This is a genomic window from Caminibacter sp., from assembly GCF_053999135.1.
Map to the genome: position 1 here is coordinate 1 of NZ_JBMXVQ010000019.1, position 12,234 is coordinate 12,234.

The 12,234-nt window shown below is 32.8% G+C and carries 11 protein-coding genes; 3 read left to right on the top strand and 8 right to left on the bottom strand.

Translation table 11 applies throughout. From position 1 onward, the window contains the following. Positions 1-547 (top strand): tRNA threonylcarbamoyladenosine dehydratase (locus ACXJH6_RS01230; protein ID WP_456469945.1); only part of this gene is annotated, 547 nt, incomplete at its 5' end. Between the two features lie 20 nt (positions 548-567). On the opposite strand, the gene ACXJH6_RS01235 is transcribed toward ACXJH6_RS01230, so the two are convergent. Beyond that, on the bottom strand, positions 568-1,662 hold the full coding sequence (locus ACXJH6_RS01235; protein ID WP_456469946.1) for a TRAP transporter substrate-binding protein: 1,095 nt from the start codon (positions 1,660-1,662) through the stop codon (positions 568-570). A 77-nt stretch (positions 1,663-1,739) separates the two neighbouring features. Here ACXJH6_RS01235 and ACXJH6_RS01240 point away from each other — a divergent pair, with 77 nt between their 5' ends. Then, positions 1,740-2,834 carry a PAS domain-containing sensor histidine kinase gene (locus tag ACXJH6_RS01240; RefSeq protein ID WP_456469947.1) on the top strand — a complete coding sequence of 365 codons (1,095 nt, stop codon included), beginning with the start codon at positions 1,740-1,742 and terminating at the stop codon, positions 2,832-2,834. A 155-nt stretch (positions 2,835-2,989) separates the two neighbouring features. On the opposite strand, the gene ACXJH6_RS01245 is transcribed toward ACXJH6_RS01240, so the two are convergent. The 7 genes from ACXJH6_RS01245 to rsmH are packed head-to-tail and all read right to left on the bottom strand — an operon-like array spanning position 2,990 to position 11,606. Beyond that, on the bottom strand, positions 2,990-4,126 hold the full coding sequence (locus ACXJH6_RS01245) for a calcium:cation antiporter (protein ID WP_456469948.1): 1,137 nt from the start codon (positions 4,124-4,126) through the stop codon (positions 2,990-2,992). A gap of 1 nt (position 4,127) precedes the next feature. Then, a complete protein-coding gene (gene bioV / locus ACXJH6_RS01250; protein WP_456469949.1) occupies positions 4,128-4,613 on the bottom strand; it encodes a pimelyl-ACP methyl ester esterase BioV in 486 nt (161 codons plus the stop codon). Continuing rightward, positions 4,600-6,078, bottom strand: coding sequence for an AAA family ATPase (locus ACXJH6_RS01255; RefSeq protein WP_456469950.1), 1,479 nt, complete (start codon positions 6,076-6,078; stop codon positions 4,600-4,602). Before ACXJH6_RS01255 ends, bioV begins: the two co-directional genes overlap by 14 nt. Further along, on the bottom strand, positions 6,065-7,276 hold the full coding sequence (mtaB, locus tag ACXJH6_RS01260) for a tRNA (N(6)-L-threonylcarbamoyladenosine(37)-C(2))-methylthiotransferase MtaB (protein ID WP_456469951.1): 1,212 nt from the start codon (positions 7,274-7,276) through the stop codon (positions 6,065-6,067). The genes ACXJH6_RS01255 and mtaB overlap by 14 nt, the downstream gene beginning before the upstream one ends. Then, on the bottom strand, positions 7,273-10,380 hold the full coding sequence (locus ACXJH6_RS01265; protein WP_456469952.1) for an efflux RND transporter permease subunit: 3,108 nt from the start codon (positions 10,378-10,380) through the stop codon (positions 7,273-7,275). Before ACXJH6_RS01265 ends, mtaB begins: the two co-directional genes overlap by 4 nt. Positions 10,381-10,416: 36 nt before the next feature. Then, positions 10,417-10,692, bottom strand: a complete 276-nt coding sequence (locus tag ACXJH6_RS01270; protein ID WP_456469953.1) for a hypothetical protein — start codon at positions 10,690-10,692, stop codon at positions 10,417-10,419. Then, positions 10,689-11,606 (bottom strand): 16S rRNA (cytosine(1402)-N(4))-methyltransferase RsmH, encoded by a 918-nt coding sequence (gene rsmH, locus ACXJH6_RS01275; protein WP_456469969.1) that lies wholly within the window; start codon positions 11,604-11,606, stop codon positions 10,689-10,691. The genes ACXJH6_RS01270 and rsmH overlap by 4 nt, the downstream gene beginning before the upstream one ends. 53 nt (positions 11,607-11,659) lie before the next feature. Between rsmH and ACXJH6_RS01280 the strand changes: the two genes are divergently transcribed. Beyond that, the gene (locus tag ACXJH6_RS01280) at positions 11,660-12,223 is read left to right on the top strand and encodes a class II aldolase/adducin family protein (protein ID WP_456469954.1); all 564 of its coding nucleotides are present in this window, start codon (positions 11,660-11,662) and stop codon (positions 12,221-12,223) included. Positions 12,224-12,234 lie beyond the last annotated feature (11 nt).

Below are 12,234 nucleotides of genomic sequence, written 5' to 3' on the forward strand. Positions count from 1 at the left end.
AGGGGTTGGAGGATACGCTCTTGATTGTCTTTACCGCTCAGGAGTAAAAAACATAACGATTGTAGATTTTGACACATTCGACATTACAAACCAAAACCGCCAAATAGGAAGTGAATTTTTGGGTGAAAAAAAAGTAAACGTTCTCTCAAAACTCTATCCCGGAATTACACCAATTGATCTGAAACTCACGCCCGAAAATATAGAAAAATTAAATATAAAAGATTATGACATTGTAATTGATGCTATAGATGATCTAAACGCAAAAATCGCTTTAATTAAAAAAGCACATCCAAAAATCATCTCTTCTATGGGCGCGGCTAAAAGAGTTGACCCTACAAAAATAAAGATTGACAGCATTTGGAAAACTCAAAACGACCCTTTTGCAAAAAAAGTAAGAGACAGATTAAAAAAAGAAAATTTTAAAAAAGATTTTAAAGTCGTATTTTCTACCGAAAGACCTGTTGAATGTAATATGGGAAGTTTTGTAGGAGTAACCGGTGCTTTTGGATTTGCTCTTTGCAGCGAAGTACTTAAAGATTTTGTATAACCCCCAAAAAAGGAGGTATTTTAGCATTTATCAAATTTAAAATCTTTATCTCTTGCATCCAAAAACCATTTCATTCCCGCATCAGTCCATCTTCTCGTATCAGGGAAGAATTTTTGAATAGTATCATAAACTTTAGCAAAATCTTTTGATTTTTGAGCATTTTCTTCTAAGATTTTATTAATGGCTTTTTTAGCGGCTTCATTTACTTCTTCAGGGAATTCGCATAGTTTAACACCGTATTTTCCTTCTTTTATTTTTCTAAGTGCTACACCGTTTTCGTATTGGAATTGAGAGAGCATTCTTGCGTTCATATCGTTTGAGGCTACTTGAATCGCCGCTTGGAATTCTTTTGGAAGGCGCTCAAATTTTTTCTTATTGAATGTAAGCTCAAGGTTTGTTCCGGGTTCATGCCATCCTGAATAGTAATATTTAGCCACTTTATAAAATCCCATTTTAATATCAAGAGCAGGTCCTACCCATTCGGTTGCGTCAATTACGCCTCTCTCAAGAGCAGTATAAAGTTCTCCCGCCGGAATATTGGTAGGTTTTACTCCAAGGGCCGCCATAACCTCACCGCCAAGACCCGGGATTCTCATTTTAAGCCCTTTAAGGTCCGCTAAAGATTTAATAGGTTTTCTAAACCATCCGCCCATTTGATTACCCGTATTTCCGCCTTTAAACGGAATTAAATTATATTTTGCGTATAATTCTCTCCAAATATCCATACCTCCGCCAAAATCAAGCCATGCGTTCATTTCATCCGCTACCATTCCAAACGGATACGCCGTAAACAGACTGAACGCCGGATTTTTACCTTTCCAGTAATACGGACCTGAATGAAACCCGTCAATAAGACCTTTTGAACAGGCATCAAATACTCCAAGAGCAGGTACAAGTTCATTCGCTCCGTATATTTTGATTTTTAAAGCTCCGTCAGTTAGTTCTTTTACCCTCTTAGCAAAATAATAAATCCCCTCACCCATAATAGGAAGAGTTTTAGGCCAAGAGAGACATACTTTTAACGTTTTTCTGGTTTTTGCGTAAAGATTGGTAGTAAACGCCGTACTCGCCACAGCTCCGACACCCGCAGTTTTTAGAAATTTTCTTCTATCCATTTTTTTCTCCTTTTTTGATTTTTGATGTTTCCATTTTATCAAATTTTGTATAATTATCAAAAATAAAGTGAGGAAGGATGAGCGAAGATATTAATAAATTAAAAGAAGAAATAGAAAAATTAAAAAAAGAAAACAATTATCTAAGACAATACAAAGAAGCTTTAGACAAAACCACGATTATTTCTAAAACGGATATTAACGGAATTATTACAGACGCCAATAAAATGTTTGAAAAAATCTCAGGTTACAAAAAAGAAGAACTTATAGGACAACCCCATAATATAGTAAGACATCCCGATATGCCAAAAGCCGTGTTTAAAAAAATGTGGGATACTATAAAAAAAGGAAAAATTTTCAGAGGGGTTATAAAAAACAGAAAAAAAGACGGGGGAGAATATTATGTCTTGGCAAATATTATTCCCATTAAAGACGAAAAGGACGAAATAAAAGAATTTATCGCTATAAGACAGGATTTGACAAAAAGAATGCAGCTTCAAAAAGAACAGGAAAATTTTATAAACAATCTTCTTGAATATTTCCTTAAAAAACTTAAAAATCCGGCTTTTTCCATAAATAAATACTCTGCTCTGATAGAAAAAGAACTAAACTCCCCATCACCAGACATAAACAGAATAAAAATTTACAATATCCATCTAAGAAAAAATGGGTTAAATATTCAAAGAATGGTAGATATATTAAAAACGCTAATAGATTTAAAAAACAAAAAGGCGAAAATTCAGATAGAGCCTCTAAACGTTCCTAAACTTCTGAGTTTTTTGTTTAGAAAATACAAAGATATTTACAATAAAAAAATTTCTTTTAAAATGCCTTCAAAAGAAATTATAATTAATACCGACAAAAAACTGTTTACTCTTTTAATGGACATTTTATACCTAAACGCCCTTAAATTTTCCAAAGAAAAAATAGAGATAAAAATAGTGCCGAAAAACGAAAAAATTTATATAATAATAGAAACCGACGGAGAGGAAATAAAAGAAAAAATAAAAATATTCGACTTTTTTAATCAATTAAAATCAAACAAAGACCCCAAAAGCGGTATGGGTATGTTTTTAGTAAATAAAATAGTAAATTTATTTGAATATAAAATAAAAATAGAAGGAAAAAAAGTAATTTTAGAAATATCAAAAATGCCTCCTAAAAAACTGCTTTAGGAATATTTTTTGCTTCTCCCTTAAAAAAAGGAAAAAGCAATGAAAGAGTATTTAAAATTCTCAGAAAATTTTTTTGAAAATTTTCAGGTAAATCCTCAATTTTTAAATATTTTACGATATTTTTTTATTACCGTAATTTTTATTTTTGCAATCCGCTAATAAAAAATAGCTATAACCGCGTAACTTAAAAATATCATCAAATGCGAGAGACCTTCAAGATAGTTGGTCTCTCCGTCTTCCGTAGTTTTCCATACAAGCAAAATAGTCAAGAGTAAAGCCCCGACCTGAAGAGGGGTAAAATCAAGGGTCAGTTTTATCCCAACTATCATAGAAAGGAATATAAGTGCCGGAACGGTTAAAAGAATACTAACCGTACTCGCTCCCATCGCAATATTTATAACACGCTGCATTTCATCGTTTTTAGCTGCTCTAATTGCCGTAAAAAGCTCCGGAGCAACCGTTACGAACGCTATTAAAATCCCAACAAACCCGGCAGTCAAACCAAATTCCTTAAAAACAATTACTCCGTCATTTGCAAATATTTCGGAGAGAATTCCTATCAATACTAATAAAAAAACTAAAAACAAAATATTAAACAAATTTGATTTTTTATCAAAATAATAATCATCATCCTCATCTTCTTTTATATATCTTTTAACACGGCTTCTTTTTTTAAATTTAAAAAAATGAACATGTGTATCCGTCTGAAATCTGAAAATAAAAAAATAAAAAACAACTAAAAGAACGGCTATAATTACGCTGGCTTTAAATAAAGCCTCTTCGCTTGAATGAAGAGATATCGTAGTAGGGACCAAAAGCATAGCCGCTGCAACAAAAAGAACGGTAGTATAACTTGCCGAAGTATCCTCGTTATGAACCTGTTCTTTAAAACTAAGTCCCCCTACAAATACGGCAAGTCCTAAAAGAGCATTTAAATCCACTATAACGGTGGCAACTATACCGTTTTTAACCGTTTCTAGCACTTCGGGATGATGTTTTGCCTCCAAAATAACCATAAAAAGAATTAATATCTCCACTAAAACGGCGCTAAACGTTAAAATCATACTGCCAAAAGGTTCTCCGAATCTCTCAGCCAAAATTTCGGCTATTTCCGAAATAGTAACCGCAAGGCTTCCTATACCTATAGCCGCAAAAAGAGTAGCTAAAATATGAAATCCTTTAAGATGAAAGACAATAGCAAAAGGAAGAGAAGAAAAACCAACTATTATATCCCAATAATCCTTAAAAATCCCAATATACCTGTTTTCTTCGATTTTCTGCCGCTGGTGCAATTTAACTCCTTAAAAAATGATTTGCTTTTTTTATAAAATACACGTCTCCATACGGTTTAAAAAACTTATAGGCTTTTTTTGAAGCCGAAATTTTATCATATTCTCCTAAAAATATTTCTATTTTTATATCTTTTATCTGTTCTATTTTTTCCCATTTAAAAGTAAATAATTTTTTCAGCTCCTCAAAACTGCAATTACATATATATTTCATATCTGGAATTCCGGCCTTTTTTAAAAAATTTTTTATATATTTCTCTTTATCTTTTTTAAAGGATTCCAAATTTAATTCAATAATTTTCTCATTATACTCAAAAAAAGCCGGAGATAGAAGCTGAAGTTTATCCACTCTTTTATTCATGTTTAAAACATAATCCAAAGCTTCCTGGGCTCCTTTACTAAAGCCTGCGACTACAAACTCTTTATCCTCGATATACTCTTTAAAAAGCTCTTTTTCACCGCAAAGACAAAAACCGCTAAAATATTTCATCTCTTATTTTTTTCATATCCTCTTTATGGATAATTTCGTCTTTGAGCATTTTTTCATATACTTTTTCTATAACCGGAAGATTACTGTCATATAAAACTTTTGTTTCTTTATACGCATCTTCCAATATTTTTGCAACCTCACTCTCATCCCCAACTATATTCTCACCCATACCGTAATCCTTTATCATCCTTAAAGCAAGCTCGCGGGCTTTTTTTATATCCTTATGGGCGTTTGAATATTTTTCGTTAAATCTGTCTTCTACGGCTATTCTTCCTGCTAAAAGAGTTTCGATTTTGCTCATTATTTCCGTTTTTGAGATAATCTCTTTATCCTCTTCTTTAAAATCGTCTTTTACAAGCGATATTCTCTCAAAATCAACCCCGAGCCAGTCTGCTATTACGGCTTTTGCAGCCTGATAATAACTTAGTATCTCTTTTTCTTTAGGAGAATAGGTGTTTAATCTCTTTTTACCCATTAAAACTTTATCTTTTACGGCATAAAAATCGCTCTCTTCTATAAAAGGTTTATTTTGTTTTAACGCATAAATACTAGCTTCATTTACCAAAGAAGCCAGAGCCGCCCCGCTAAAACCTACCGTCATTTTTGCTATATTTTCAAGATTTCCTTTAAAAGGCTTGTTTTTCAGATGAACTTTTAATATCTCCATTCTGTCTTTAAGGCCTGGAAGTTCCACAAATATACGCCTGTCAAACCTTCCGGGTCTAAGAAGCGCTTCATCAAGTAAATCAACCTTGTTTGTAGCACCTATTACGATAACCCCCTCACTTCCCTCAAATCCGTCCATTTCGGTTAAAAGCTGATTTAACGTAGCTTCCCTTTCGTCGTTTCTGAGATTACCCCTGGCTTTTCCTATAGCATCGATTTCATCGATAAAAATAATACTTGGAGCCATGGCTTTTGCTTTTGAAAACAAATCCCTAACCCTTTTAGCTCCCACTCCCACATACATTTGGACAAAACTACTACCGCTTTGATAAAAAAACGGCACACCGGCCTCCCCGGCTAAAGCTTTTGCTATTAATGTCTTACCGACTCCCGGAGGCCCAACAAGAAGTACTCCTTTTGGAAGATTTATCCCAAAACTTCTATATTTTTCAGGATTTTTTAAAAAATCCACTATTTCTATAAGTTCCTCTTTTACCTCATTAATACCGGCCACGTCTTTAAACGTATAATTTGAAGTAATCGGCCTTATTACAAAATCTTTCTCAATTCCCGTATTCATTTCAACCTGTACCTGTTGAGGAGGCTGATGTTGGGGAGCCAGTTTTTTAACAAGCAAAATAAAAAATATAAAAAATGCAAAAACAATAATAACCCCTACAATCTGAGAAAAAAGCACACTTGCGTTTAAATCTCCCGATTTAATACCCGCACTAATCAAAAGAGCTGTTAAAATTGCTATTATTACCGATATAACCGCCAGATTTTTATTCTTTGACATTTCCCTCTTCCTTTACGTTATAATCTTTAACTCTCACCCACTCTCCTTTTTGAAACTCTTTTTTTATTTTCATTTTATTGTAATATTCGTCATACCCTGTTGAATATCCGTTTTTAAAATCCTCTATATGCACTAAAAGCTCCCCTTTTTCTTTTCTGAAATTATAATTATTTTTTTTAACGATTTCTTCTAAGATTTTAGCTCTTTTTTTAGCCGTATCACCCCTTACATCCTGTTTCATCTTTGCGCTTAAAGTCCCGTCTCTTGGAGAATATCTGAAAATATGAATATGAGTTAGAGGATATTTTTTAAAATTCTCAAGTGCTTCTGACCATATCTCTTCGCTCTCTCCCGGGTGTCCTACGATAAAATCCGTACCTAAAGCAATACCTAAAGAAGAAAGTTTCTCAAACAAAGGGAGTGTAGAAGACAACCTGTTTCTTCTTTTCATAATTCTAAGCATCCTGTCGCTTGTGTGCTGTAAAGCGATATGAAGATGTTTCTCAAGCACGCCGTTTTGGGTTAATTCAATTAATCTTTCATCAATCTGGCCAGGTTCTAAACTTCCAAGCCTTATTCTTTTAACCCCTCTTATATCACTAATTTTTTCAATTAGACGGCTAAGGGATGTACCAGTATCCTTTCCGTAACTTCCCATATTAATACCTGTTAAGACAAATTCACTGATGCCTTTGTCCCTTAATTTTTTAATTTCATCTAAAATAAGATTTTCATCAAGACTTCTTGCCCCCCCTCTTACTTTTGGAATTATACAATAAGCGCACTCAAAATCGCATCCTTCCTGAATTTTTACAAAAGCTTTTGTTTTATCAAAATTCTCCACTATTTTTTTGTTTATAAAATTAAAATCCCCAAGTTTTATACCTCTAAAATCCAAAAATTTATTTATCTCTTCTTTATATTTATGTCCCAAGACCGCTTTAATTTTTCCCTCTTTAAATAATCTCTCGCCTTGCGTATAGGCACCGCATCCAGTTAAAATAATATTTTTATTTTGCCACTTATTTATATAGCTTCTTAAATCCCTGTCGGCAAAATTGGTAACGGTACATGAGTTCACAATAATCAAATCGGCTTCGTTTTCATTTTTTACCACCTCTGCGTTTACTAAATTTTTCATAAGCTCCGTATCGAAAATATTGCTCCTGCAACCAAAAGTCTTAAAATATACCCTCACTTTTTTCCTTTAAATATATTAAAAATACCTTTTTTACCTGAAATTCTGTTTTTATTAAGTATATAATAAAATACGGGCAGATAAAAGAGATTAAGAAGCGTACCCCACATAAGACCAAACCCAAGGGCAATTGCCAAAGGTTGCAAAATAGCGCTTTGTCCGTAAGGGAAAAACATAAGTGTTGAAAGTCCGAAAAACGTAGTAATGGATGTTAAAAGTATAGGTCTTAACCTCTGAGACGCTTTATTAAGTATTTCTTCAAGGTTGTTAGCTTTTTTTATAAAATCAACCATAACAATACCGTCATTAACAACAACCCCGGCAAGTCCCACTATACCTATCATCCCAAGCATTGTCATATTCATACCCATAATCATATTTCCTATAATCACTCCTAAAAATGAAAGAGGTATTACGGAAATAACGACAAAAGGCAGTATAACCGAATCAAACATTAAAATCAACACCAAAAAGATTAACAGCACGGCAACCACCAATGCCTCTTTTAAATCCTCCATAAACTTTTTACTGGTTTTAGCAGCCCCTCCTATAATAACCTTAAAACCTTCTTTTTTTATTTTTTCTAAAAAAGGAGTTATTTTTTTATAAAATTCTGCGGTAGTGATTATTTTTTTATTAAGACTCGCATAAACGCTTTTTGCTGCTATTCCGTCATATTTATGGATTTTTTTAAAAGATTTTTTTATCTCAAAATCGGCTATTTTATTAAGTTCAATATACTCTCCGCTTCCCGGGATGTTTAATCTGAAATATTTAAGTTCTTCTATTTTATCTTTATTTTTATCCTTAAACACAATTTTTACAACCCCCTCTTTGTTAAACGTTTTGGCAAATTCGGCTTCGGAAAAAAATCCTCTTAACGCATTATAAACATTAACTTCCGTAAATCCCAGCTTCTCGCCGTATTCGTTTATCTTAATTTTAAGCTCGTCCGCTCCCAGTTCGGCATCATCGTAAATATTATAAACCCCTCTTATTTTTCTCATTTCGTTTTCAAGAGCTATGATTACTTTTAAAATCTCTTCTTGCTGTTTGCCTCCTATACTTATAACAACGTCACTTTTAACAACCCCCGCCTGAGGAACGATTACGTTTAACTCTTTTAGTCCGTTTACTTTAAGCCTTTTAAACTCTTTTTTAAAAATAGCGGCAAGTTCCTGGGCTGTGTGCACTCTTTTTTGATTTTCAACCTTTATAGGCTGAAAAATGGGAGCTATATATTTATTATAAAAATCGTTTGGTTTTTTATCGTTTAAATCGACAAAAATATGAAAATAGTTCTCTCCTGTGTTGGCTTCTCCTTTATTGTTCATTTTCATACCCACAACGGTCGTAAACCCTTCAACGTCTTCTCCAAGATATTTTTTTAATATATTTTCTATCGGCTTAATAATCTCCGCCGTCTGGGTTATCGTATAATTGGTATCCACCTTACCGTTTACATATATCTGACTGGCGTCAAAATCGGGGAAAAGCTGAAATTTTGAATGTTTAAAACCAACCCCAAGCATTACAGGAACTGCAATTAAAAAAAAAGCCAACGTTAAATATCTAAACTTAAAGAAGATAAAAAGTATTTTTTTATAAAAGTTTTGAAACTTTTCCCAGAAAATTTCTTTTTTTGAAGGAACAACTTTTAAAATCTCTTTAGAATGCAGAGGTAAAAAAACAAAAGCCTCGAATAACGAACTGAGAATCAAAATAGTAATCATTAAAGGAAGAATTTTTATAAACAGCCCTATTTCCCCTTTTATCAAAAGCATAGGCATAAAAGCCAACACGGTAGTCATAGCGGCGGCTACCACCGGCCAGAAAACTTCCTGCGTACCTTCGACAGCCGCCTGAAATTTACTTTTACCCATCTCCATATGTCTGTAAATATTTTCCCCAACCACTATAGCCTCATCCACAATCATCCCGAGGGCTATCAAAGCACCTAGCATTGAAAGAAGATTTAGGGAAAAATCCAAATAATCCAAAAATATAACCGCAATGGCAAAAGAGGTTGGAATTCCAAGAGTTACAACCAAAGAAATTCTCCAGTTTAAAAACACCCACATAACCAAAAATACCAAAATAAGTCCAAAAATTATATTACTGACAACCGTATTAAACCTGTTTCTTACCCATTTGCTCGTATCGGTTGAAATTCCAAAAAAAACTTCCGGATGTTTTTGATGATATTCTTTTAAAATTTCCCTTATTTTTTTAGAAAGGGCTATCGCGTCTCCGCTTTCTCCTTTTCTTACATCAATGGTAAGATTTGGCACTCCGTTGTATTTTCCTATTTGAGTAGGTTTTTCATATTTGGAAGTTATTTTTGCAATATCTTTAAGCCTTATTACAATATTTCCCACCTTTATAAGAGTAGAATTAAAATCATTAATATTTTGGGTATGCATACTCAAAAAATAATGTTTCTTACCTTCTATTTTCCCTATAGGAAAAATAGTGCTTAAAGAAGAAAGAGCCTGAATCAAATTCGTTTTATTTATTCCTAAAGCTTCTATTTTTTTATTATCCAAAATAAAATATATATTTTTATCACTCTCCCCTCTTATATCTATTCGGCTTAAATCTTTAAAACGACTTAATTTCTTTTTTATCTCTTTTGAGATGTTTAAAAGTTCGTCTTTACTCAGTTTTTCACTTGCAACCGAAATAAACATTAAAGGAAATGCTTTTTTTGCTATGGTAACGGTAGGCTCGTCCATATCGTTTGGCAAGTCTCTTTTTATATTCGCAACTACGCTTTTAAATTCGTTAACCATTTCAAGTTTGTTTGCACTAGGTTTTAAATTAACGGTAATTACAAAATTTCCGTTGCTTATTACACTTTCTATGGAGGAAACCTCCTGATATGTTTTTAAATCGTCCTCAATCTGAGATACCGCCATTTTATCCAGCGTCTCAGGACTAGCTCCAGTATAAGCACCCCGTATTAATATTTTATCAAGCGTAGCGGGTGGAAAAAGCTCTTTTGGAACATTCCTGTAAGCCAATATAGCGGAAATAATAACAACAATAAATAGAGTATGCGTAAATGCGGGATGTTTTATAAAAAACTCTATAAATTTTTTCATATTCCTTCTTTTTTATGCGAATTGTAACAAAAGAAGTTAAAAAGAGAACATATTAAGTCTGTTTTTAAATTTTAATTTCTCTATTTTTGATTTTAAAATAGAATTTTCGGCTTTTAAAGAATAATATTCGTTTATAAGTTTGTTTATTTTTATTGAATAGATATAAATCTGGTTTGATACATAAATTTTCGGAATATATAATACAAGAGAAAATATCATAATAAAAATCACGTTTTTGATAATGGAAATTGATATCCGGTCTCTTTCTATTACTTTTTCAACTTCCCCTAAAAGAACTTCTCTTTCTTTCATCGGTCACCTTTAAACATAAACCCTCTGAGTTTAGCGCTTCTGCTTCTAGGATTTTTAGCTATTTCCTCTTTTGAGGCGGTTATTGGTTTTTTTGTAAGAATAACACCTTTTTGATGATTGCCGCCGCATTCGCATCTTATAGCCTCAGGCGGACATATACACTTTTTAGACCACTCTTTAAACCTGTTTTTAACTATTCTGTCTTCCAAAGAATGAAACGTAATAATTCCCAAAATACTACCCTCTTGTGATATCTTTTCGGCTTCGTCCAATATGTTTTCAAGTTCTTTTAATTCATTATTAACTTCTATTCTTATTGCCTGAAATACCGGTGCTAGCTGTTTTTTATCTCTAAGTCCGGCTTTCATAAGAATTTCGCTAAGCTCTCTGTTTGAATTTATAGGTCTGTTTTTAACTATAAAATCGGCTATTTTTTTATATCTTCTCTCTTCGGCGTATTTTTTTAAAATCTCCTCTAAAGATTGTCTGTCATAAAAATTGACAACATCCCTAGCACTGAAATCCTGAGAGGGATTCATTCTCATATCAAGGATGTCGCTATCAAACGTAAATCCCCTCTCAGGATTGTCGAGCTGATAACTGCTAACTCCTATATCGGCCAAAATTCCGTTTATAGGAAGACCTTTTAACTCTTTTAAAGCTTCACTGGCTCTTTTGTTTATAAATTCCACTCTGTTTGAATATTTTGATAGTCTTTTTTTGGCAAATTCCATAGCCTCTTTATCCTGGTCTATTCCTATAAGCTTTATATGCGGATACTTTTCCAAAACAGCTTCGCTGTGCCCTCCAAAACCCAAAGTACAATCAACAAAATACCCATCTTTTATATCTTTATACAAATCAACTGTTTCTTTTAACAAAACCGGTATATGAGGTGTTTTTAACTCTTCCATCACTGCTTTTTCCATTTATTGTTTTGTTATAATTGTATCAAAAAAGGCGCATTTTGATTACAAAAACCATTATGGACGAATACTATTTAACGGCAAAAGAGCTTTTTAACAAAAATTTTATAAATATCGGCATAGGCAGTCTTTCTTTAAAGCTTAAAGCGGACCAGATGATTATAAACAAAAGAAACAAACACTATCTCGAAGAGGACTTCATAAAAAAAGTTCATATTTTACACGAAGATATGGCATGGAAAGAAGCAAGCGAAGACGTAAAAATACATTCCAAAATTTATGAGCAGCTCTCAAATACAAAAGCTATAGCAAATATTTTTCCCATAAACGTTATGACTTTTGCCCTTAACCATCATATAAGTCTTAATCCGATAGATTTCTTAGGTAAAAAGAAACTCGGTAAAATTCCTATTATAGAAATGGGAAATATTCAGGAATGGGAAGAAAATAAAGAGTTTATTATTTCTAAATATCTCAAAACAAACGATATTATTATTATCATAGGTTACGGGGTATTTATAAAAACAAGAGATATAAGAGAAATTATAACAAAAGCGATAATTCTTGAAAACAGCGCTTTTTTACTATTAAATTCACATAATTAAAGGAAAAAATA

Coding starts and splice junctions, on each gene's coding strand:
- ACXJH6_RS01235 (WP_456469946.1), bottom strand. CDS start 1,662: ATGGATAGAAGAAAATTTCTAAAAACTGCGGGTGTCGGAGCTGTGGCG.
- ACXJH6_RS01240 (WP_456469947.1), top strand. CDS start 1,740: ATGAGCGAAGATATTAATAAATTAAAAGAAGAAATAGAAAAATTAAAA.
- bioV (WP_456469949.1), bottom strand. CDS start 4,613: ATGAAATATTTTAGCGGTTTTTGTCTTTGCGGTGAAAAAGAGCTTTTT.
- ACXJH6_RS01255 (WP_456469950.1), bottom strand. CDS start 6,078: ATGTCAAAGAATAAAAATCTGGCGGTTATATCGGTAATAATAGCAATT.
- ACXJH6_RS01265 (WP_456469952.1), bottom strand. CDS start 10,380: ATGAAAAAATTTATAGAGTTTTTTATAAAACATCCCGCATTTACGCAT.
- ACXJH6_RS01270 (WP_456469953.1), bottom strand. CDS start 10,692: ATGAAAGAAAGAGAAGTTCTTTTAGGGGAAGTTGAAAAAGTAATAGAA.
- rsmH (WP_456469969.1), bottom strand. CDS start 11,606: ATGGAAGAGTTAAAAACACCTCATATACCGGTTTTGTTAAAAGAAACA.